At 48.7% G+C, this 23,391-nt stretch carries 22 protein-coding genes; 20 read left to right on the top strand and 2 right to left on the bottom strand.

Annotation, left to right across the window (positions count from 1 at the left end; genetic code table 11):
- The first annotated feature begins 5 nt into the window (after positions 1 to 5).
- The 17 genes from P364_RS0120835 (at position 6) to P364_RS0120755 (ending at position 18,906) form a co-directional block, all read left to right on the top strand.
- The gene (locus P364_RS0120835; RefSeq protein ID WP_024632011.1) at positions 6 to 1,247 is read left to right on the top strand and encodes a pyridoxal-phosphate-dependent aminotransferase family protein; all 1,242 of its coding nucleotides are present in this window, start codon (positions 6 to 8) and stop codon (positions 1,245 to 1,247) included.
- Positions 1,241 to 2,836: a gamma-glutamyltransferase gene (gene ggt / locus P364_RS0120830; protein ID WP_029881165.1), complete on the top strand. Its 1,596-nt coding sequence runs from the start codon at positions 1,241 to 1,243 to the stop codon at positions 2,834 to 2,836. Before P364_RS0120835 ends, ggt begins: the two co-directional genes overlap by 7 nt.
- Before the next feature lie 110 nt (positions 2,837 to 2,946).
- Entirely contained in the window at positions 2,947 to 4,269 is a 1,323-nt protein-coding gene (locus tag P364_RS0120825) for a 5'-deoxyadenosine deaminase (RefSeq protein ID WP_024632009.1), read from the top strand.
- Between the two features lie 27 nt (positions 4,270 to 4,296).
- Complete coding sequence (locus P364_RS0120820; protein WP_024632008.1) at positions 4,297 to 5,376, top strand: XdhC family protein; 1,080 nt, start codon at positions 4,297 to 4,299, stop codon at positions 5,374 to 5,376.
- A gap of 2 nt (positions 5,377 to 5,378) precedes the next feature.
- The gene (locus P364_RS0120815) at positions 5,379 to 6,023 is read left to right on the top strand and encodes a nucleotidyltransferase family protein (RefSeq protein WP_024632007.1); all 645 of its coding nucleotides are present in this window, start codon (positions 5,379 to 5,381) and stop codon (positions 6,021 to 6,023) included.
- On the top strand, positions 6,010 to 6,384 hold the full coding sequence (locus P364_RS0120810; protein WP_024632006.1) for a hypothetical protein: 375 nt from the start codon (positions 6,010 to 6,012) through the stop codon (positions 6,382 to 6,384). Before P364_RS0120815 ends, P364_RS0120810 begins: the two co-directional genes overlap by 14 nt.
- A complete protein-coding gene (locus P364_RS0120805) occupies positions 6,329 to 7,243 on the top strand; it encodes an FAD binding domain-containing protein (RefSeq protein ID WP_024632005.1) in 915 nt (304 codons plus the stop codon). Before P364_RS0120810 ends, P364_RS0120805 begins: the two co-directional genes overlap by 56 nt.
- 71 nt (positions 7,244 to 7,314) lie before the next feature.
- Positions 7,315 to 9,648, top strand: coding sequence for a xanthine dehydrogenase subunit D (gene pucD / locus P364_RS0120800; protein WP_024632004.1), 2,334 nt, complete (start codon positions 7,315 to 7,317; stop codon positions 9,646 to 9,648).
- Entirely contained in the window at positions 9,645 to 10,145 is a 501-nt protein-coding gene (locus P364_RS0120795; RefSeq protein WP_024632003.1) for a (2Fe-2S)-binding protein, read from the top strand. The genes pucD and P364_RS0120795 overlap by 4 nt, the downstream gene beginning before the upstream one ends.
- Positions 10,146 to 10,390: 245 nt before the next feature.
- Positions 10,391 to 11,338 carry a helix-turn-helix transcriptional regulator gene (locus tag P364_RS0120790; RefSeq protein WP_024632002.1) on the top strand — a complete coding sequence of 316 codons (948 nt, stop codon included), beginning with the start codon at positions 10,391 to 10,393 and terminating at the stop codon, positions 11,336 to 11,338.
- Positions 11,339 to 11,404: 66 nt separating this feature from the next.
- On the top strand, positions 11,405 to 11,977 hold the full coding sequence (locus P364_RS0120785; RefSeq protein WP_024632001.1) for a DinB family protein: 573 nt from the start codon (positions 11,405 to 11,407) through the stop codon (positions 11,975 to 11,977).
- Positions 11,970 to 12,512, top strand: coding sequence for an EVE domain-containing protein (locus tag P364_RS0120780; protein ID WP_024632000.1), 543 nt, complete (start codon positions 11,970 to 11,972; stop codon positions 12,510 to 12,512). Before P364_RS0120785 ends, P364_RS0120780 begins: the two co-directional genes overlap by 8 nt.
- A 676-nt stretch (positions 12,513 to 13,188) precedes the next feature.
- The gene (gene glpX, locus P364_RS0120775) at positions 13,189 to 14,265 is read left to right on the top strand and encodes a class II fructose-bisphosphatase (RefSeq protein ID WP_024631999.1); all 1,077 of its coding nucleotides are present in this window, start codon (positions 13,189 to 13,191) and stop codon (positions 14,263 to 14,265) included.
- 278 nt (positions 14,266 to 14,543) lie between these two features.
- On the top strand, positions 14,544 to 15,590 hold the full coding sequence (locus P364_RS0120770) for a LacI family DNA-binding transcriptional regulator (protein ID WP_029881159.1): 1,047 nt from the start codon (positions 14,544 to 14,546) through the stop codon (positions 15,588 to 15,590).
- A 36-nt stretch (positions 15,591 to 15,626) separates the two neighbouring features.
- On the top strand, positions 15,627 to 16,799 hold the full coding sequence (locus P364_RS0120765) for a Gfo/Idh/MocA family protein (protein ID WP_024631997.1): 1,173 nt from the start codon (positions 15,627 to 15,629) through the stop codon (positions 16,797 to 16,799).
- A 162-nt stretch (positions 16,800 to 16,961) separates the two neighbouring features.
- Positions 16,962 to 17,690 carry a ThuA domain-containing protein gene (locus P364_RS0120760; RefSeq protein ID WP_024631996.1) on the top strand — a complete coding sequence of 243 codons (729 nt, stop codon included), beginning with the start codon at positions 16,962 to 16,964 and terminating at the stop codon, positions 17,688 to 17,690.
- A 109-nt stretch (positions 17,691 to 17,799) separates the two neighbouring features.
- Positions 17,800 to 18,906 carry a Gfo/Idh/MocA family protein gene (locus tag P364_RS0120755; protein ID WP_024631995.1) on the top strand — a complete coding sequence of 369 codons (1,107 nt, stop codon included), beginning with the start codon at positions 17,800 to 17,802 and terminating at the stop codon, positions 18,904 to 18,906.
- Positions 18,907 to 18,984: 78 nt separating this feature from the next.
- Here P364_RS0120755 and P364_RS0120750 read toward each other — a convergent pair whose 3' ends face one another.
- Positions 18,985 to 19,803 carry an SPL family radical SAM protein gene (locus P364_RS0120750; protein ID WP_024631994.1) on the bottom strand — a complete coding sequence of 273 codons (819 nt, stop codon included), beginning with the start codon at positions 19,801 to 19,803 and terminating at the stop codon, positions 18,985 to 18,987.
- Positions 19,800 to 20,387 carry a bifunctional transcriptional activator/DNA repair enzyme AdaA gene (locus P364_RS0120745; RefSeq protein WP_052016697.1) on the bottom strand — a complete coding sequence of 196 codons (588 nt, stop codon included), beginning with the start codon at positions 20,385 to 20,387 and terminating at the stop codon, positions 19,800 to 19,802. The genes P364_RS0120750 and P364_RS0120745 overlap by 4 nt, the downstream gene beginning before the upstream one ends.
- A gap of 184 nt (positions 20,388 to 20,571) precedes the next feature.
- On the opposite strand from P364_RS0120745, the gene P364_RS0120740 reads away from it, so the two are divergent.
- The 3 genes from P364_RS0120740 to P364_RS0120730 all read left to right on the top strand — a co-directional run bounded on the left by P364_RS0120740 (position 20,572) and on the right by P364_RS0120730 (position 23,287).
- Complete coding sequence (locus tag P364_RS0120740) at positions 20,572 to 21,552, top strand: Gfo/Idh/MocA family protein (protein ID WP_024631992.1); 981 nt, start codon at positions 20,572 to 20,574, stop codon at positions 21,550 to 21,552.
- A 24-nt stretch (positions 21,553 to 21,576) separates the two neighbouring features.
- Positions 21,577 to 22,293: an SAM-dependent methyltransferase gene (locus P364_RS0120735; protein WP_024631991.1), complete on the top strand. Its 717-nt coding sequence runs from the start codon at positions 21,577 to 21,579 to the stop codon at positions 22,291 to 22,293.
- 100 nt (positions 22,294 to 22,393) lie between these two features.
- Positions 22,394 to 23,287: an NAD-dependent epimerase/dehydratase family protein gene (locus tag P364_RS0120730; protein WP_024631990.1), complete on the top strand. Its 894-nt coding sequence runs from the start codon at positions 22,394 to 22,396 to the stop codon at positions 23,285 to 23,287.
- Positions 23,288 to 23,391 lie beyond the last annotated feature (104 nt).

The raw sequence follows: 23,391 nt of genomic DNA, 5'->3' as shown, positions 1-23,391 counted from the left end.
TGAAGATGTCCAACTATAAAGAATTGTCCCCTTCCTTGCGGACGATCATGACACCGGGGCCAGTTGAGGTCGACCCAAGAGTTCTGAGGGCATTATCCTTCCCGATCCTGGGGCAGTTTGATCCGGAGTTCACTTCCCTGATGAATGAGACGATGGCGATGCTGCGTGAACTATACATGACAGATAATGAGTGGTGTTATCCAGTAGATGGTACATCCCGCTCAGGGATCGAAGCCGTGCTGGTCAGTCTGATCCAGCCAGGGGACAAGGTGCTGGTCCCGATCTATGGACGCTTCGGGCATTTACTTGTGGAACTATCGGAACGTTGTGGTGCCGAAGTTATTTTTTTTGAAACAGAATGGGGAAAGGTATTTGATCCGGAAGAGGTAATGAAGGCGATCCATGCACATAAGCCAAGTCTGGTCGCGATGGTTCATGGCGAGACATCAACCGGGCAAATGCAGCCTCTCGCCGAGATTGGCAAAGCCTGTCGTGAACTCGATATTTTACTCGTTGTAGATGCAGTTGCTACCATTGGCGGTACACCGGTCAAGACAGATGCATGGCATCTGGATGCGGTGATGGGCGGAACACAGAAGTGTCTGTCCGTTCCATCCGGGATGGCGCCTTTAACGTATAACAGCCGTGTGGAGAAGAAACTCATGAGCCGTAAAACGGTTGAGCGTGGACTGCGGGATGCAACTAGTGCTCGGGCTGAAGGTCGCACTATTGCCAGTAACTATTTTGACCTGAGCCAATTGCAAGATTACTGGAGCTCAGCACGATTGAATCATCATACAGAAGCCACCTCCATGCTTTACGGACTTCACGAAGGATTGCGTATTCTGCTTCAGGAAGGGCTGGAGACCCGTTTCGAGAGACATCGGATCAATGAACGAGCGTTGGTTGCAGGGATTCAGGGAATGGGGCTCAAACTGTATGGGGATATGTCCAGTAAACTTCCTGTGGTCACTTGTATCCAAATTCCAGACGGTGTGGATGGAGAATCGGTACGCAGCATGCTTCTGAATGATTTTAGTATTGAGATAGCCAGTTCGTTCGGCCCGTTGAAGGGCAAAATCTGGCGTATTGGTACGATGGGATTCAGCTGCCAGCGCAAAAATGTACTGCATGTACTAGGTGCACTGGAAGCAGTGCTATTGCGTCATCGTCACGCCTTGCCGGCAGGGGATGCGGTACAGGCAGCGCTGGATGTATATGCCGGGAAGGAGGAGGCCTTATGCTGAATCAAATGCCGATAACCCGAGAGGTGATGGTCACCTCCCCGCATTATTTGGCGAGCGCGGTGGGCAGCTCAATCCTCCAGCAGGGAGGTAACGCTTACGATGCTGCTGTTGCTGTAAGTGCCGCATTGGGCGTAGTCTACCCGCACATGACAGGACTTGGCGGAGATGCGTTCTTTCTGATCCACGACGGATCAAGTGGTGATATAACTGCCTACAACGGAAGTGGCCGTTCCGCAGCAGGCATTCATGCCGATACGTTCAAAGCGATGGGGATGAGCACCATTCCTCAACGAGGCGTGCTCAGTGCCATTACCGTTCCGGGAATGGTGGATGCATGGTGGGAGGTCTGGTCCCGCTACGGGAAGTTGAAGTGGGAGCAGCTGCTTGAACCAGCTGCGCAGTATGCGGAAAAGGGATGTCCTGTATCCCGGAATCTGCGCCTGTGGCTGGAACGTGATGAGGATTTCATTATGGGGCATACGCCGCTTCGAGCGGTATTTGCCCCTTTTGGTACACTTTTGCAGGAAGGTGAACTACTCTTACAGCCTGAGCTGGCCGCCTCCATTCGCCTGATTCAGGCAGGTGGACGCGATGTTTTTTATACCGGGGAATTGGCGGAGCAGCTAACTTCGGCTATTCGTGAAGATGGCGGCATGCTTGCCCCAGCGGATTTCGCTGCTCACAAGGGAGAGTGGGTAAAGCCAATTACTACCGATTACCGCGGCTATCAAGTTCACCAGATGCCACCCAATTCACAGGGCTTCTCGATGCTGATGATGTTGAATATGCTGGAACATATTGATCTATCTTCCGTGGCGCGCACGTCCCCCGAGTTTTATCACCTGATGGCTGAAGTGGTCAAAAAGGCTTTTCGTGACCGTGATCGTTATCTCACAGACCCGGAGTTCAGGGATATTCCGGTGAAGGATCTGTTATCCAAGGTTTATGGAGATGAATTGTGGAACGAGATTCAGTCCGCTCCCCCTGTAGCGCAGCCTTTTCTGTCCAAAACGATGGGTCAGGATACGGCATATGCGGCGATTGTGGACAATGAAGGCAATGCTGTTTCGTTTATTCAAAGCCTGTATTTTGATTTTGGGGCTGCCTATGTGCCTGGGGATACTGGGGTGATTATGCAGAACCGGGGGTCCTTTTTCTCGCTTGATCCAATGGATGCCAATGTGCTGGAGCCGAATAAACGCTCTTTTCACACGTTAATGCCTGGTCTTGTCACACGTAATGGAAAGCCTTATATGCTTGTTGGCACACAAGGCGGTGAGGGCCAGCCTCAGACACAGTTATCCGTTCTTACGGGCGTGTTGGATTATGGCCTGACCATTCAGGAAGCGATCGCTCTCCCACGTTGGGTGTACGGACGCACCTGGGGCGAGGAAGGCGACACGATGCGAGTGGAGAACCGCTATCATGACGACGTATGTATCACCTTGGCTCAATGGGGGCATAACGTCGAATCCAGAGCGCCGTGGGACGGGATCATGGGACAGTCGCAGGGCATCGTCATCCGTGAAGACGGCATGATCAGCGGCGCAGCAGACCCCAGGGGAGATGGCATGGCTATCGGGTGGTAACGTGATTTATGCAGTGGATCATGTATAGATCCAAGGAAAATTATCTTCAATGTGCAGGATCATAGAAAAAATAAAATGTACGCAGATAGATACGGATAGGGGAGATTATCATGGGAACAATCCTGCTGAAAGGCGCTCAGCTCGTCACAATGAATGCAGAAGAGGATGTATTTACGGGAGATTTGCTGATCGAGGACAATAAAATTAAAGAAATTGCAGAGCATATTGATGTTCAGGCAGATCAGGTCATTGATGCTCAGGGAAAAGTGCTGCTTCCAGGTTTTATCCAGACGCATATTCATCTATGTCAGACCTTGTTCCGAGGACGTGCGGACGATCTGGAGCTGATGGATTGGCTTCGTCAACGCATCTGGCCGCTTGAGGCAGCGCATGATGAGGAATCTGTCTATTACTCTGCGATGCTCGGCTTGGGTGAATTGATCTCCAGCGGTACAACGACCATTTTGGATATGGAGACGGTGCATCATACCGATTCGGCTTTTCAGGCGATGGCACAGAGCGGAATTCGGGTGATTTCCGGTAAGGTGATGATGGATCACGGGGATGAAGTTCCTAAACCATTGCGTGAAGATACAGCCACTTCGTTGCAACAAAGTGTGGACTTGCTGGAGAAATGGAACGGATTCGGCGGTGGCCGCATTCAGTATGCATTTTGTCCACGCTTCGTCGTCTCGTGCACCGAGGAATTATTGGTTGAGGTACGCGACCTGTCGAATAAATACCATGTGAAAGTGCACACCCATGCCTCCGAAAACCGTGGCGAGATCGAATTGGTCGAACACGAACGCGGCATGCGTAATATCGTCTATCTGGATCATATTGGCTTGGCTACCCCAAGACTGGTGCTTGCACACTGTGTGTGGCTGAGTGAAGAAGAGAAGGAGATTATTCGCAAACGCGGCGTGAAAGTCACCCACTGTCCTGGATCAAATATGAAACTTTCCTCGGGTATAGCAGATATTCCTGATCTGCTGAATCGCCAGATTGCGGTAGGAATAGGTGCCGATGGTGCGCCATGTAACAACAACCTGGATATGTTTCAGGAAATGCGCCTGACCGCGCTTATTCAAAAGGTACCTCATGGCCCAACAGTGATGGATGCCCGGACGGTGCTGCGCATGGCTACAATGGGTGGAGCAGAAGTGCTCGGTATGTCCAAGGAGATCGGCAGTCTGGAAATAGGTAAAAAGGCAGATATGCTGCTGCTGGATTTGGATGATTTCCACACGTATCCTTCCTATGAGACCGATGTTTACTCTCGTGTAGTCTACTCCGCAACTCGCAGCTGTGTGGATACCGTTATTATTGATGGAAGCATCGTGCTCAAAAACCGGAAGATTCAAACGATTGATCGTGGCATCGTGCTTCGTGAATCGGATAAAAGTATTGCAAGATTGATGAAACGCATCTAATTAATCCCTGAAAGGATGGAGACATTCATGGAAATGCATGATCTGTGTGCAATTGCAGCGCGTGAACCGCATTGTGTACTCGCAACAGCAGTTAAGGTAGAAGGTCATGCTTACCGTAAGCAGGGAGTCTCTATGCTTTTAACCGAAGAAGGTATATTGTATGGCAGCATCAGTCCGGGTTGTCTGGAGAGTGATCTGCAGGACAGGGTGGTCCGTGTGCTGGATTCGCAGCAGCTTGAATTCGTGGAGTATGATATGCGTCCTGAAGATGATCTGTCCTGGGGGGAAACGATTGGATGCGGCGGGTTAATTATAGTGCTTATAGAGCCGGTATGTGGTGAACTTAGGTCGATCTTGTCCCATATGCATACGTATTTTCAATCTGGATCAGCTGTAGAGCTAACCCGTTCATTCTACAATCATTATTCGAGGATTCGTTATGAGATAAAGCTCGCTGAGGATGCAGAGGATGCAGAACGCCAGACCGTATTACGCCATTCCTTGGTAGCTATTCATCCATCTGGATCTGCTATTGTTGCATCTGTTTCTGGAGAGAATACGCCTCCGAGAGAGAGTTTATCAGAGGTTAATTGCTGGGGTATCCCTCAACAGATCTCTGCTCAATATGCACCCAAACCCCGTCTGATTATTGTTGGAGCCGGAAACGATGTGATTCCTGTAGCCCGTCTGGGCAAATCAGCAGGATTTCGTGTGGTGGTGGCTGATTGGCGAGAAACCTTGTGTACTGCTGAACGGTTTCCGGATGTTGAGCTTGTCTGCGGTTTTCCTCATGAGATTATGCCTGTACTGGATATCCAAAGTGGGGATTATATCCTATTGATGAGTCATCAATTTCCGAGAGAACGGGAATTTCTTGAATTACTTGAAGGTCGGAGTTACGCATATCTTGGCCTTATGGGCTACAGAACGCGGACAGCACGTTTACTGAATGATCTCCCTCCACTAAAACATCTGCATTCCCCCGTCGGCTTGACCATTGGTGCCGATGGGCCGGAAGAGATCGCGATCAGTATCGCAGCAGAACTTATTGCCTGTAAACGTGCGGCGACCGCCGCAGAGCGTCGCGATGTACAGGGGGGGGATTAGGCATGCGACTGACGGGCATCGTGCTAGCGGCGGGTAAGAGCAGCCGACTGGGGAGGGATAAACTGTCTATTGTGATGCCTGATGGAAGATGTTTGGCGGCATGGACCCTGGAAGCTGCCTTGAATTCCGATTTGGAGCAGGTCATCTGTGTGGTCAAACCTGAGGATTCATTGGCATGGATCCCCTCCATTTGGCTTCATGGGGCATCCTATGGCGGTACTCCAGGTACGGGGAATAGGCTTCAGATTGCAATCTGTACAGATTATGCATACGGTATGGCTATGTCCCTTCACTGTGGCATTCTATCTGCAATGGCATACAGACCAGAAGGTGTCATGATGATTTTGGCGGATCAACCGCTGTTGCAGGCACAGGATTTAAACAGGGTTGCTGAGGCGTTAACCGCCAACAAGCTGTGTGATTATGCAGCAGCTACGGATGGTGGTGGAGGCAAGCCTCCGGTAGCCTTTCGTGTGCATATGCTAGGGGCTCTTTTGTCACTCAGTGGGGATGAGGGAGCACGAAAAATCATGCGTAATAGCAAATATGCGGGCAAGCATGTATCGTTATCTGATTTTAGCTTCTGGGATGCGGATACCGAACCAGAGCTGGAGCGCATTTTGGAATATGTGAATGGGAGAAAATGAATGGGAGAATACGGCAGAAGGAGCGGTTCCTAGTGTATTATTTCTTGAAGTAATGAGGTCAGCCAGACCATCTGGTTGGCCTTTTTATTATTTTTATCCGGTTAGTTCTGAATTGGCTTGTGTTAGCTTTCGAGCGCAAACCATGCATCAGGCACAAATCAAACAATGGATTTATACATTTATCCAAAATGATGTAAAGATAATTGACCTAATGGTTGCAGTCCCATATGATTTGAAGAATTATTTGGATCATTCGATCGTATCCAACACCCCGCAGATTCCAGATAGAGAAGGGAGATGGAAGGATGGTTATGCCGGCATACGGGTCTGGAGCGCATCCAACGGTTTGGCAGCCAATTAGTCTGGAAGAACTTCAATCTTTAAAGAGTGAGCTGTCAGGAAAGTATTGTTTTGCAGCAGGGGCGACATTATTGCGTACTCAGTGGGAAGGTGGACTTATTCCTGTACCTGAGCACATGATTAGCCTAGCTCGTATTCCAGGTGTAAGCGGCGTATATGTGGATGGAGATAACATGGTCATTGGAGCACTGACGCGATTGAATCAATGTGCTTCAGACATTCATCTGCAACAACTGCCCTTACTACAGTCTGCAATGAATGCCATAGCAGCTCCCTCTATTCGCAACTTGGCGACGATTGGCGGAAACATTGTATCCGGAGTGGGGGACGCCATCCCTGCACTCCTCGTATACGATGCACAGTTGTATTGGATGACGGACCATGGCATGGAGATGCGCAGTCTTTCATCCTGGTTGAATGGTGGCAGTGACGGTAGTCGCAACCCGAATGATGTGTTAATCGCCATTCTTATTCCAATGAAAGATATACCTCCCCCTGATAGCATTAGTGAACCGATGTCTGTGGCGCGTGAGATTTCATTTTACCGCAAGCTGGGTCGACGGGAGGCCTTTACAGCATCGCTGGTGACGATTGCATTTCACGGAGAAGTGGGCACAGATGGCCGCTGGAATAAGATAGCAATCGCTGCAGGTGGAGGTTCAGGCATGGCCATGCGGCTTCCCGAATCGGAGAAGCTGCTTCTTGGCAGCGAGGTTTCTATTATGCAGGCTCCAGCTCTGACTGCTGCAGTCGTGCCGGAATTCGTAACTTATCGTGATGCATTCGCTACAGAACAGTACCGTAAGCAGACAGCAGGTAATATGCTCGGTGCCGGACTCTGGGAAGCTCTTCGCTCATAGGAGAAAAACCAATTTGGAGAAGCAAACCGTGAGTCTAACAGCTTTCGGAAGGGAGAAAGGGGAGAGAGATCATGCTCTTGAATCGGGATAGTAGTGAAAAACGCTGGCATCTGCGGCCAGATGGGGTTGGCAAAGTGACAGGACAGCTTCAATATCTGACAGACATGACGCTGCCTGGAATGTTACACGGAAGGGTCCTTCGAAGCGCCTACCCCTATGCCCGCATATTGTCTATCGATATTACCGGAGCTGCGGCTATGGAGGGTGTATTTGCCGTACTTACCTCCAAAGATGTACCCGGCTTGAACCGTTTCGGCATTGCGACTCCGGATCAGCCTGTATTTTGCGAGAAGGTTGTTCGTTATGTTGGAGATGCCATTGCCGCAGTTGCTGCGGATTCCCCGGAACGTGCAGCACTCGCTTTGGAGGCAATCCGGGTAGAGTATGAGGAATGTACTCCGCTGGACAGCCCCGAGGCTGCACTGGCACCTGGTGCACCAGAGCTCCATGAACATGGCCCCGGCAACGTACTGCACCGTACCGAAATCAAGCGTGGTCATGTGGATGAGGGCTTTGCTGCATGCGAACATATCGTGAGTGAGACGTATTATACCCCTCGCCAGATGCATGCTTATATGGAGACTGAAGGCGGGTTGTTTGTGCCTGATGAAAGTGGGAGACTTCATGTCTATGCAGCTACACAGCATGGTTACAAGGATAGAATGCAGCTTGCCCGAATCATCGGTTGTCCCGAAGAGGATATCCGGGTTGTCTCGTCTCCGATTGGCGGTTCCTTTGGTGGAAAAGATGAGCTGAATGTGCAGCCCTATGGTGCACTTCTTGCTTTACGAAGCGGACGTCCCGTGAAAATGCACAACTCCCGCAAAGAATCTGTACGTGCAGGCCTGAAACGGCATCCGATGAAAATTGAAATGCAGACAGGTATCAGCCGTGAAGGCATGATTCAGGCTCACCGGGTAAGGATTACCGCAGACACGGGGGCATATGCCACGCTGGGAGCACCTGTCCTGAATTTCTGCACAGAGCATTGTCTTGGACCCTATTCCATTCCCCATGTGGATGTGGAAGGTGTATCGGTGTATACAAATAATGGGGTGTCGGGAGAGTTTCGCGGATTTGGTGGTAATCAGGCGATCTTTGCAATGGAGGGGCAGATGGATCGACTCGCCGAGATTATGGATATGGACCCTTGGGAGTTTCGGAGACGCAACATGAGGGAAAAGACCGATCCTGGACCGTTGAATCAACGGATTCTGGTCACGGATGGACTGTCGCAAGTATGGGAGGCAATGGATCGTTCCGAGTTATGGCAGAAACATAAACATCCCCCGGCAGATCTTGCTCTGCCACCCTGGATCAAACGTGGTGTGGGTGCAGCCATCGCGATGCACGGGGCAGGCCTGGGTTATGGCATTCCCGATCCGGCCGGGGGCCGGCTGTCCCTGAATGCCGAAGGTAAGATTGAAGTGGCTTTTAGTTACGAAGAATTCGGTCAGGGACTCATTGCCACTCTCGAAATGATGCTTTGCGATCTGTTCCAGTGCTCCACATCCGATCTGAGCATCATCATTGGGGATACGGATCGAGTTCCGCACAGTGGTTCAAGTACCGCTTCGCGTTCAACAACGATGGCCTGGATGGCTCTTCAGCGATTACAGGGTCCTTTTCGTTCCAAAATTTTGTCGGTAGCCTCTACCTTATCAGGAATTCCGGCTGACGAACTGATTACTGGAATAGGGGGAGTATGGCGCAATGGACAGCTTCCTCCAGAACGTGCAGCGAATGATACGACGATGGATACCAGAGTTGTTGTTTCTTACGTAGATCTGGCGAAGCATGGAGAAGCGGAAGAATGGACTTTTGATACTCATTTTGAATATCCGACCACGCCGGACAATGTTGTGGGCGGGCATTATCTATATACGTATGCGGCAGTAGCCGCAGAGGTGGAGGTCAACACGCTCACCGGGGAAGCCAAATTGCTGGATACAAAGCATGTAGTGGCGGCTGGCCCTGTCATCAATCCAATGGGATTCATCGGACAGATCGAAGGCGGGAGTGTAATGGCTCTGGGTTTTACATTGACCGAATACGCCGTTATGCAGGACAGTCGCTATATGACAACCAATCTGGACACCTACCTGATTCCAACGATTCGAGATATTCACACAAATCTAGAGGTCGAGGCAATTGAAGATCTACCCGAGGGTGATCCGTTTGGACCGCGGGGGATTGGCGAGATCGGTTCGGTGGCGCTTGCTCCAGCTATAACCGCTGCAATTCATCAGGCTACAGGGATATGGGTTAATCGTTTGCCTGTTCCGAGAGATCAATTAATCCAACCATTGGACGTACCGCTTCGGGAAGGAGTGATTCCATCATGACTGTACCGTTGGACAATTTCTGGACAGCCGTTGTGAATGGGGAAGAGAAACAATTGCAGATCGCCCAAACAACCCGCCTTGTGGATGTACTGCGCTCGTATTTGAATCTGACCGGAACGAAAGTTTCCTGCGAAGTAGGCCGCTGCGGTGCATGTATGGTGCTGATGGATGGAGAGCCGGTCAACTCGTGTCTCGTTATGGCTTATCAATGTGTTGGCAGTGAGATCATTACGATAGAAGGGTTACATGGTGAAAAGGAAGGTGAGCTGCATCCGATTCAACAGGCTTTTCTCGAGGAAGGCGGCTTCCAATGCGGGTATTGTACTCCTGGAATGGTGATTTCCACCAAAGCGCTCCTGGACCGCTATCCGCAGCCTAGTCAGGAGCAGATTGAAGCGGGATTATGCGGCAATCTGTGCCGCTGTACCGGATATGGAGGAATACTTCGTGCGGTAAGGAAGATGATTGATGAGCATGACATAGCATGTTCAAACTAATGATTATGGCATTAAGGTGGGGGCTCTGTCCTGCTCGGATTTTTCAAATATCATTAAATTTTATAGACCAACCTACGCTCTGCGGGTTGGTCTTTGTTGTTCAATGAAATATCTTACGAAAAGAGTGAATACGGGCACAGTGAGGACTTGTCAGTCCGTATGCTTTTCATTTGTCCATATGTTACTTATAATAGATGTCCAATGAAGATGGCGTAATTGATATTACACGCAAGGAGGGGTGATTCTTGAACAAATCAGATCGTATGCTGGCCATCGTACTTGAGCTGCAGCGTGGGAAGGTGCAACGAGCGGAAGATTTAGCCCTCTTGTTTGAAACCAGTGTTCGTACCATATACAGGGACATTCAGGCGTTATGTGAGGCAGGTGTTCCTATAGTGGGAGAACCCGGAGTAGGATATTCTCTTATGGAAGGATACTTTTTGCCTCCGGTCAGCTTGACCGCTGAAGAAGCCGTTACACTTCTGATCGGACTTGATTTTGTTGAGCAGCGCTTCGATAGCTATTACAAGAGCACATCCCTCACGTCCCGTTCCAAAATTGAGGCCATCCTGCCTGGCCCTCTTCGAGAAGAGGTTGGACAGATACGACAGGGTATCCGTCTCCTTCGTTCAGCGGACAGTGATGCACGTGATCGAGAGATCGAACATATGGGTGTCATCCGAACCGCAATGCAGCATAAGCTCAAAATCCGCTTTCATTATCATAAGCCTGGAACTATTAATGAAAGCGTGCAAAAGACCGCTCGTATGTCTTCCCCTTACGGGATGCTTTGGATGCAAGGCTCATGGATGCTGATTGCCCGATGCGATTTGCGACAAGAGATTCGTCATTTTCGTATATCCCGCATGAGCGGACTGGAGATCAGCACTGATCCGTTCGAACTTCCTCCAGGTTTTAATATTCATAGCTACTCACCACCTGACAACCGTGATGTTCATGTCCGTGTATGGTTTGATGGTCGAATTGCAGACAGGGTGATTGAAGCGAACAATTTCTACATGGAGAAAGCAGATCTACAATCCGATGGATTATATGCAGATTTTCGTGTAAGGCATCCAGAAGACGTTCTGCATTGGATACTTGGCTGGGGAGCGTCAGCTATGGTTTTGGAGCCCGAATCGTTGAGGATACGTATTCGCGAGGAAGCAAGCAATCTTCTTAAACACTACTGACATAACGCTGTCAGTAGTGTTTGTGTATGATCGGTTTATAACCGATTGAAGGAGCTGTTTATTTGTATGAATACGCCAAGAACAACGAACAAAGGTGAGATTCGACGTCATTTTGAGATGACACTTGAACGTTATTTACAAGAACTGGATAAGATGAGTGATGCTCAGTTAAGGTACAAACCCAGTGATATGAAGTGGTCGGTCGGCCAGATGTACCAGCATTTAATTCAGTCTGCGATGAAAATGCATTTAGCCAATGTTCGACTTTGTATAAGTGCAGACGAGGACGCTGATAAGAAGAAAAACCAGGGCAAAACAGAAGCAGGCGAAGCTGTTTTTGCACAAGCGAGTTTTCCGCCGATCCGTATTCACGTTCCTGCTTCTCCTGAGTATACTCCGCTTCAACCAGATGGAAGAGAATCAATAATTCAAGGGTTGGTTGAGGTAAGGGATGAAATGCGGAAAATGGACTTGCTGCTGGAAGGAAAAACGTCGAAATGTACGTTGCCACATCCAAGATTCGGCGGTTTGAATGCAGACGAGTGGTTTATATTGGTCGAGATGCATTATCGTCATCATTTTTTGCAGCTTGAGCGTCTGAAGACGGCATGGGAAGAACAGGAGCAGAGAGATGAATGAACTGGAAAAACATAATTTGATGGTCACCAGTAAAGAAATAAAGCAGATTTATACGAGTAAACTGGCTTCTCAGTTAGAGGTCGAGGCGGAATCTGAAAAAGGAAACCGCTACTGGATCAGCGTTGTGTCCGCCTCTCATGTGGAGAAAGGCGTAGAAGGTGGCTTTGCTCAGCTCTGTCACGGCAAGGCAGCACCTCTGCGTAGAATGAATGCAGGCGACTGGCTGATCTATTATTCGCCTCGAACCAGCTTGCATGGGGGCAAGGTACTTCAAGCATTTACCGCCATAGGACGTGTAGCAGACAATCAGGTGTACACCTACCGCATGTCGGATTCCTTTGTGCCATATCGGAGGAATGTCCAGTATTATCCTTGTCAGCAGGTGAAGATCGCTGAACTGCTAGACCAACTGGTACTTACTCGGGGACAGGCACGTTGGGGATATCAATTTAGATATGGGCATTTGCAGATTCAAAGAGAGGATTTCCTGAAAATTGCAGTAGCCATGTCGGGGACTGAGATAGAAACCTGCTAACCTGCAAGTTTGGGCAAAAATTCAGATCATATCTTTGTAATGAATTAAAATGTAGAAAAAATGGACCTTTTGAGGGAAAACATTAAAAATCGAAGGATTTATTGTACGTAATAATTATTATGTAAACTTATTATTTTCGATGACCTCCATAAGCTGTATCTATATTGCTAGTCATGTCCAAAGGGCGTATAGAGTTGGATTTGGGTGGTTTTTCAGATCGATTCATTGAAGAACATACCTTGCACATAACCTCATCAATATTGTTCCTTTGGCATTGCATTAAGGCTGAAATGGGCCTATTAAAATCGTTTTCGATGAATGTGAGAACGAATAGTATTTTTCGCTGTAGATTTAATCTTTATATTATAACTACCTTGTTATATGCAACAATTTGTTAATATTTACCTTTTTACACTCTCTACGCGATGAATATGGAGTTTCAAAAAATATAAGATGAATCGACCACTTCAAACCAGTGTTATTGGGTGGATTAGAGCTGTAAAATAGCTTGTTCAAAGGTGTATAACTGTGTGTATTTATGGAGGAGAGAACGTATGGGTTGTTTTCCCAAAAGCGAGCTATTACGCTCGTTTTAGATCAATTTCATATGGATTTGCGATGGATTTAGTACCGCTTTCAATGTATGCTTTTGGAAACTGGAAAGGAAGTGGGAAAAATGGAACGCGAACTGGCGTTGGAAATTGTCCGAGTAACAGAATTGGCTGCGTTAGCTTCAGCTCCCTGGATGGGGCGGGGCGACAAGAATAGTGCAGATGAGGCGGCTACTTTGGCTATGCGCGCCATGTTCGATTCCGTGTCCATTCGCGGCACGGTGGTAATCGGTGAAGGAGAAATGGATGAAGCACCCATGTTGTATATCGGCGAGGAAGTCGGCAACGCTGAGGGTCCCGAGGTTGATGTGGCTGTAGATCCTTTGGAAGGTACAGAGATTGTAGCCAAGGGCCTGAACAACGCTTTATCGGTTATTGCAGTGGCGGGAAAAGGCAACCTGCTCCACGCACCGGATATGTACATGGAGAAGCTGGCAGTTGGGCCAGCTCTGGTCGGCAAGGTCAGTATTGAAGACCCGGTTGAGGTGACATTGGAGAAAGCCGCAGAAGCATTGAACAAAAACATTTCAGATCTAACTGTCATGATTCTGGACCGTGTCCGGCATGAGAGCACGATCAAAACTTTACGAAAGGTTGGAGTGCGAATCAAGTTCCTTAGTGATGGTGACGTTGCTGGTGCGATGGCACCTGCGTTCCCGGAGGCGGGAATTGATCTGTATGTCGGATCAGGTGGAGCGCCGGAAGGCGTGCTTGCTGCAGCCGCACTGTCTTGCCTGGGTGGAGAAATTCAAGGTCGCCTGATGCCTGCCAACGCAGATGAATTCCAGCGCTGCTTGCAGATGGGGATCGACAATCCCTACAAAGTATTAACGATGCAGGATATGATCGGCACGGAGGATGTTATTTTTGCGGCAACGGGTGTGACCCCGGGTGAGATTTTAGGCGGTGTGCGTTACCTCGCAGATGACCGGGCTGAGACCGATTCCATCGTTATGCGTGCCAAAACTAAAACCATTCGTTTCATCCGTTCTCAGCATTTCCTTCCGAATAAAGAAGTGTTGCACAAAGTGCGGCAGCTTCAATCGACACCTGAACCTTCGGATCGCATTCAAAGTCAGGTCACCATTTTGGAACAGGCGGAGTTCAGTCAATCATCCGTTGGTAACGGTGTGACGACCTAAATTAAATTTGTTCTGGGATGTTTATGGGTTTTACTTTTCGATATATTTCCATATGAAATCATCTGAAAAAAATGCTGTTAATTTGGGACAAGTTACAGGAGAATATAGTAAGAAAAGGATGGGGAATTTGTTTACACAAATCCTCATCTTTTTTTATGTTAAAAGCATTGACAACGGTTACAACACATGAGAAGATGTACGCGCGTACATAAATACCATATTTTTATAGATTGCATCGTTTTTGCATGTGTTCAGGAAACATGAAGGAGGTGAGATCCATGGCATCCCGTAAAGAAGTGGCTGATCTTGCCGGTGTTTCGGAAGCTACAGTATCCCGAGTTCTTAATGGCGTTGGTCCTATTAAAGAAGAGACCCGTCGCAAGGTGCTCGAAGCTTCTGAGCAGTTGGGTTACGTGCCCAGTGCACTGGCCCGCAGCTTTGCGAGAAGTAAAAGCGGTAACCTTGGCGTGGTGCTGCCCTACGTTCCGAAGGCGCACTTGTTCTCGGCGTATTTCTTCTCGGAAATGCTGAGCGGCATTGGGAGCAAAGCCAGGGACAGCGGCATGGACCTGCTGGTCATGTTCAGGACACCAGGTGAAGTGATGAATTATACGGATCTGTTCCGCCGTCAGAAAGTGGATGCCTGCATCATTCTCGGCGCGCGAGATGATCACGGGGAATTGGCAGCCATGCAGCAGCTTCAGCAGGAGGAGCATCCGTTCTGCGTAATGAATCAGCACTTTGCAGGCGAATCATTCATGGAAGTGGATGCTGATCATGTGGAGGGCAGCAGGCTTGCAATACGACACTTAACCGATCAGGGGTACCGGAATATTGCCTTTCTCAATGGTCCGGATAGTTATTCCAACAGTCAGGAGCGGCTTCAGGGCGTTCAGATCGGACTGAATGAGGCCGGAATGAATATGGATTCCAGCCTGCTGCTGGAGGGGAATTACGGCAGACGAAGCGGGGTGGAGGCTGCTGCCACCATTGCAGCCAGGCTTAGCGAGATTGATGCTGTATTTGCTGCGAATGACCGGATGGCGATCGGTGTTATGCATGGTTTGCGCGAGCGCGGAATCAAGGTACAGGATTTCCCCGCATTCGTGGGTTACGATGACTCCGATGCTGCGGAGATGGCGGTTCCACCGCTAAGCAGCGTCAGGGTTCCCTTTTATGAAATGGGAGAACTGGCTGCATCCAAGTTGATTCATGGATCATTGGGGGCAAGAGCTTCAACTGCCAGTCCTGAAGTCACCCCAGTAACTGCAAGGCAGTTGTTGCCTACGGAGCTGATTATCCGTGCATCTTCAATCCGCAATTAATACATTACAAGCTTTATCCCAAAGGAGGAAATGACCATGTCAAATCGTCTTCGTGTCGGAATGGTTGGATACAAATTTATGGGGAAAGCCCACAGCAATGCTTATCGTAGCCTGCCGATGTTTTTCCCGTCTGCCCCGTTGCAGCCCGAGATGTCGGTAATCTGTGGACGCAACGAGCAGGGAGTTCAGGAGGCTGCCAGCCAGTTTGGTTGGTCTGAAAGTGTAACGGATTGGCGTGAGCTGGTACGACGTGATGATATCGATCTGATCGATATTAATGCTCCAAGTGATGCTCATAAGGAAATCGCTCTGGAAGCCGCTCGTCAGGGTAAACATCTGTTCTGTGAAAAGCCGCTGGCTCTATCGCTCGCTGATTCGCGTGAAATGCTCCAGGCTGCAGAAGAAGCAGGAGTTGCGCACATGGTTGGATTCAATTACCGCTTCTCTCCGGCTGTGCAATTGGCCAAAGAATTGGTGCAAAGCGGACGTCTGGGCAAAATCTATCATTTCCGCGCATTTTTCCTTCAGGACTGGATTATGGACCCTTCGTTCCCGCTGGTATGGCGTCTGCAAAAGGAAGTAGCAGGTTACGGCTCGCATGGCGATCTCGGCGCACACCTGATTGATCTGGCACGCTTCCTGGTCGGCGAATTCAAGGAAGTGATCGGGATGAGCGAAACGTTCATTAAGGAGCGGCCGCTTGCTTCGGAAATGACCGGACTTAGCGCCAAAGGCAGCTCGAACGCAGATGCTCCAAAGGGTGAGGTGACGGTCGATGATGCCACTTTGTTCCTCGCGCGGTTTGCAGATGGTGCGCTGGGCAGCTTCGAGGCTACACGCTTTGCAGCAGGTCACCGCAGTACTAACTCGTTTGAGATTAATGGCAGTCTGGGCAGTGTCCGGTTTGATTTTGAACGGATGAATGAACTGGAAGTGTATTTTACAAAGGACGAGGAAGATGTGCAGGGCTTCCGCCGTGTTCTGGCAACCGATCCGGCACACAAATATTCAGAGGCCTGGTGGCCTGCAGGTCATACGATTGGGTTCGAGCATACGTTTACGCATGAAATGCTGGAGCTGGTGACTGCAATCTCCGAAGGACGTCAGCCTGAGCCAAGTTTCCACGATGGCGTTGCCTGTCAAGCGATATTGGAAGCGGTTGAACGTTCCGTTACAGAGCGCCGCTGGGTATCGCTAGAAGAAATGTAAGTGTCCGACCACTGAAACTGTGAAGTGCACGTCATGTTGGCACTCATTTGAAATAATAACTAAATATAAGCCTGGATGTTTTGGCCTGTAAGAGGTCTTGATTTTGTGCAAGGTCCGTTAGAATGACAATAACTTAACTTTCCGGAAAGCGAGTGATCGGTGATGAGCAAAGCACTAATCGTATGGGGCGGCTGGGATGGACATGAACCTGAGCAGGTAGCAGCGATATTTGAACGCATTTTGAAGGAAGAACAATTCGAGGTCGAGGTTTCTGATACACTGAATGCTTATGCGGACGCAGACAAATTGTTGGGTTTGGATCTGATCGTTCCCCTGTGGACGATGGGGCAGATTGAACAGGAACTGGTCAATAACGTATCTGCAGCTGTTCAGAGCGGCGTGGGCCTTGCGGGTCTTCATGGCGGGATGTGTGATGCGTTCCGCAACAACGTCGACTGGCAGTTCATGACGGGGGGACAGTGGGTTGCGCATCCGGGGAACGACGGCGTGGAGTACACGGTAAACATGAAGCGTGGTTCCAGTCCGCTCTTGGATCATATTGAAGATTTCCAGGTGAAAAGTGAACAGTACTATCTGCATGTGGACCCTGCTGTGGAAGTACTGGCAACGACTCGTTTTCCAGTCGTTAACGGTCCTCATGCAGCGAATGGCCCGGTGGATATGCCTGTTGTTTGGACCAAACGCTGGGGCGCTGGTCGTGTATTCTACAACTCGCTCGGACACCATGCAGACATCGTGGAAATGAAGCAAGTTACTGAAATGATGCGCAGTGGTTTCAAATGGACTGCGGCAGGCAAAGCGCTCGCGCAAAGCCGCACAGATGCAGTCGCTGAGGTATACACAGGAATGGCAGATAACCAAAACAACTAATTTAATTCTAAATGATATCCGTTGAGATAAATATATTTGCCCACATGACAGTGATCTGAGAATCATTCTGGAAGCGCTATATCAAGTGGAAAACGAGGGGAGCCCTGGCATGAAAACAATGAAAGTAGGCATTATAGGCTGTGGTAAAATCAGCGGTATTTATATGGAGAACTGTCATCGATTTGAGGTGCTCGATCTTGTTGCGGTTGCAGATCTCGACCGGAACAGAGCAGAGGAGCAGGCAGCTGCTTATAATGTCCCTAATGTATACACGGTAGATGAAATTTTGGCAGACCCCGAGATCGATCTGATCATTAATTTGACGATTCCTGCCGTTCATGCGGATGTATGCTTGCGAGCGCTCGAAGCAGGTAAACATGTCTACGTGGAAAAACCACTCGCTGTTACACGTGAAGAGGGTCAGGCAGTTCTGGAAACGGCCAAGCGCAAAGGTCTGCTCGTAGGCTGTGCGCCAGAGACGTTCTTCGGTTCGGGCATTCAGACTGCTCTCAAAGTGGTGGAGGATGGTGTCATCGGCAAACCTGTGGCAGCCACTGCATTCATGATGAGCCGTGGGCATGAGCACTGGCATCCCGATCCGGAGTTCTATTATGCAGCCGGTGGCGGGCCGATGTTTGATATGGGGCCTTATTACCTGACTGCGCTCGTACAGTTGCTTGGGCCAATCAAGTCGATTGCTGGCATGACAGGCAAAGCGATGGAACAGCGGACGATTACGAGTGAGAAAAAGAGAGGTCAAACCGTACCTGTCGAAATTCCAACACATGTAGCTGGATTATTGCAATTTGAACAGGGAGCGATTGGTACGCTGATCACGAGTTTTGACGTATTTGGCGGCAGTGTACTTCCACCAATTGAAGTATATGGCACCCATGGAACACTACAGGTTCCTGATCCAAATACATTCGGCGGTCCGGTTCGTTACCGTTTGCTGGGTGATGAGGAGTGGACTGAAGTTCCACTTCTGCCGGGATATCAGGAAAATACACGCGGTATCGGTGTCGCTGATATGGCTTATGCAGTGAACAGCGGTCGCAATCACCGCGCGAGTGGAGAATTAGCCTATCATGTGCTCGAAGCCATGTGGGCGTTCCATGACTCTTCGGATGAACAGACTTTCTATAAAATGGACAGCACGTGTCAGCGCCCGGCTGCACTGCCGGCAAATCTGCCATTGTACACGCTCGATCAATAATCGATCAAGATATAGCTATAGCCCTGACTCCCGATACGTGGGAAGCAGGGCTATTTTTCTTTTTATGTTCAAGCATGATCAGGGTTCGAATCCAGCCTGGCTAATCCAGATTTCATGTTCCGCAAAATGCGCATTCATTCGTTGAACTACAATTTTGTATGCTTCAGGGCTGTACCAATCTTCCTTACCCACTTGCTGGTAGAGCGATTCCATGCCAAGTCTCCGTGTTCGCTTTCCCTCACTGCCATCCCCCATGAAATAATCGTCAATGCATACCCGCTGGACAAGCGGTCTCAGGACGGCTGCAAAGTGTTCGCTGCTGGGCAATACGGGTGCAATAGCAGCCTGTGTGGGGATGCCGGCATCCCTCAGTTGTTCCAATGCACGAAATCTGCCTGCAATTGGTGGAGCTGCCGGGCTAAATTGCTTGCGGATATCGTCCAGGTCCGTTTCCACGGTCATGCTTACACGCACACGATCACCCAACTTTTGCAGCAGATCGATATCTCGAGTCACGAGTGGGCTTCGGGTTTGGACCAATATAAAATCGGGCGGATGTTCAACCATAACTTCCAGCAATGATCGCGTGATTTGCTCCTTATACTCAACAGGCTGATACGGATCAGTACTGGATGACATAAAGATCGTGACTTCACCTTTCGTTTTCGCACGTTTCATCTCTTTGACAAGCACACTGGCGGCTTCCTGTTTCACATCAACCCAGCTTCCCCAAGGCTCATTGCGAAATAAAGATACTGGCATTTGCCTTACGTAACAGTAGGAACAGCCAAAAGCGCAGCCTGTGTAGGGATTCAGTGTATGCGTATAGCCATTAAGGAACCCTGTTCCTTTGTTTAGCAACGTCTTGGGTACTTTGTATAATAGGCTGGTCTTCATGATTCATCACGCCTCTGTTCACGGTAATTTGCAGGTGTGCATCCAGTATGTTTTCGAAATACCGTAATAAAATATGCCGGATTGGCTATGCCGACCTGACGGCCAATATCGGTGACCGTAAGCCCGGTGCTTTCGAGCAAATTGCGGGCTTCGGTGACTCGTTTTTCCTGAATATACTCCACAGGCGTTTGGCCGGTAATCCGTTTGAACACACGATGCAGATGATACGGACTGCCGTGACTAACATTTGCAAGAATATCAAGTGTCAGGGACTCGGCAAAATGATGCTCAATATAGTCTGTTACAACGGAAATCCACTCCTGATCGGGGACTCGCTCACCTGTTGGTTTGCATCGTTTGCATGGACGGAAATGTCGTTCCAATGCTTCTTCAGGGTTATTAAATATAGAGACATTCTCATATTTCGGTGCTTTCGACTTGCAGGAAGGCCTGCAAAAGATGCCTGTTGTCTTGACTCCGTAATAGAATTTACCGTCGAAGTTGCTGTCGTTGTGGATAATGGCTTTCCACTGTTTGTCGTCTATAGGAACAGGATCTATTTGATAGGGGTTATGACTTTCCATAGAGATCACCTCAACTCTCATTATACCCCTGATTCGTTGAAATCGAGGGATTATCATACATAAAAGCAAGATATCAATATGTTGGAAATCTGCCTCCCTTCAATCTGAATGAAATATAGGCTACAATGTACAGGATGGCAAGCTGTTTTAAGTGTGTAATTTATTTACGAAAGAGGTAGATTGAATGGTTCGTTTCGGAGTGGTAGGTACCAACTGGATTACAGAGAGGCTTCTTGAGGCCGCTGCACAAGTCGAAGGATTCGAATTGACCGCCGTGTATTCAAGAACTGAAGATAAAGCTAATGCATTCGCAGATCAATATGATGCTGCATATCGATTCACCAATCTGGAAGAGATGGCGTTGAGTGATGGGTTCGATGCCGTGTACATTGCTACACCGAATACCTTTCATGCCGAACAGGCAGAGCTGTTTCTGAGAAACGGCAAACATGTCTTGTGCGAGAAGCCCTTGGCAGCCAATGGGGCAGAGGTTCGTCGTATGATTGATACAGCGCGAGAACATGAAGTTCTGCTCATGGAGGCCATGAAATCAACCCTTGTTCCCTCGTTCAAAATGGTACAGTCTCACCTACATAAGATTGGCCCGGTACGTAAATATGTGGCGAGTTACTGTCAGTACTCTTCCAGATACGACAAGTATAAAGAAGGAATCGTCCTGAATGCGTTCAAACCCGATCTCGCTAACGGTGCGTTAATGGATCTTGGTGTGTATTGTCTCTATCCATTGATAACACTGTTTGGTGAGCCTAACCAAGTTCAATCCCAGGCGATGATGTTGGAATCCGGGGTAGACGGACAAGGCAGTGTCATCCTGAATTATGATGAGATGGAAGCGGTAGTGACGTACTCCAAAATCTCCAATTCTCATGTTCCAAGCGAAATTATGGGCGAACGTGGCAGCATCATCATTGACAAAATTGGTTCACCTGAACATGCAGAGATACGCTACAATGATGGTACGATAGAGAAACTTACTGCCGAGCAAATTCACCCATCGATGTATTATGAGGTAGAGGAATTTGTGAATCTGATTCATCAGGGCAAAAAGGAATCGGACATGAACACCTATGAACGTTCCTATGTTACCATGCAGGTGATGGATCAGATCCGGCAGCAGATTGGTCTTGTTTTTCCTAACGATTAATTCTGGAAAGTGAGCTGAGACGAGATGAGCAGAGATGAGCAGAAGAGCAGAGCAGCCGGCCTGGAGCTGGCACAGATTATTTTTATCGGGCGAACCTTCGAGGAATATATGAAGATGTTCAACCTGACTGTGGATGAGATTAAAGGCAAGTCCATTCTCGATTGTCCGGGCGGGGCTTGTTCTTTCAGTAGCCATGCGCGAGAGTTGGGTGCAGATCCCAGGGCAGCGGATATTGCTTATGAATACGAGAGCGGCCAACTGGAAGTGAAGGGACTTCAGGACATAGAGCATACAATGAAACAAATGGAACAGGTACAAGACAAATATAGATGGGATGATTTCGGTTCGATCCAGGGCTTGAAAGAAGAGCGTAGACGTGCAATCATCGATTGTGTTGCAGATATGAGACGTTTTCCTGACCGTTATGTGGCTTCTATACTGCCGGAGTTGCCTTTTGCCGATGAACAATTCGATCTGACATTGTCTGCGCATTTTCTGTTTACGTATGCAGATCGCCTGGATGCCGATTTCCATCTTCAGACGATTCTTGAGCTGTTGCGTGTGACCAAACGGGAGCTGCGGATTTTTCCTACGGTAGACTTATCTGGCAAACGTTATGAGCATATGGATGAACTAAAGGCTATACTGGAAGAACGCGGATATATCACTTGTGAAGAGAAAACTTCATACGAATTCCAGCGGGGAGCACATACGATGCTCCATATTGTGAAATCCCGGTAAAAATACCCGAGTTGCAACAACACAGCCTGCACTTCATTTATGAAGGTTTCAATAAGGATTAAGATACGTAAGACCAGAAAAGGTTAGGAGGTTTTATCGGATGAAAAAAGTACTTATACTTGGTGGGACACGTTTCTTTGGCAAACGTCTGGTTGATCATTTACTTTGGGAAGGTAAGTCTCAGATCACCGTCGCAACTCGCGGCAAAACGGATGTAGACTTTGGACCTGAGGTTAACCGGATTAAAATGGATCGTGAAGATCCGAAATCTCTCGCCGAGGTTGCGCAGACCGACATGTGGGATATTGTCTATGACAACATCTGTTACTCGCCAGATGCGGCGAAGTCGGCATGCGAAGCTTTTGCAGGACGTACCCAAAGATACATTCTGACTTCAACTCTTTCGGTATATGGAGATCCCAAACCTGGATTTACGGAAGACGATTTTGATCCGTACACCTATCCGGTGCAATATGGTAGCCATGAGGATTTCTCGTATGGAGAGGGCAAACGTCTTGCGGAAGCTGTCTTTTTCCAGGAAGCGGATTTCCCGGTGGCGGCGATGCGTATTCCGATTGTACTCGGAATTGATGATTACACGCGAAGACTTCATTTTCATATTGAACATGTGCAAAAAGGAAAACCTATCGGCATGCCAAATCCGGAAGCCGAGATTGGATTCATTAATTCCACGGAAGCCGCGAGATTTCTCGCCTGGCTTGGACATTCATCCATTACAGGACCCGTGAATGCAGCATCCAAAGGGGCTATAACACTCTCTTCCATGATGAAATTGATTGAAACGGTAACCGGCATGCAATCCCAGGTACTATCCGAAACGATCAAAGAAGATATGTCACCCTTTGGAATCTCGGAATCCTGGACAATGGATACTTCCAAAGCAGAGGAGGCGGGATATACGTTCGAAGCATTGATGGATTGGTTCCCCGGTCTGGTTCGCGAAGTGGCTCTGGCACTTCAATCCGAGGGATAAATTGAACTAAAGATTATTTACGCTCCCGATCGCTGTTATCGTGTAAATGATAGTTCAATTTATATAGAATAGAATTCATGTATATAAGGTACATTTCATACAAA

Source organism: Paenibacillus sp. MAEPY2 (assembly GCF_000499205.1).
Taxonomy (GTDB): Bacteria; Bacillota; Bacilli; order Paenibacillales; family Paenibacillaceae; genus Paenibacillus; species Paenibacillus vandeheii.
This window is presented reverse-complemented; position numbering and strand designations above follow the sequence as displayed.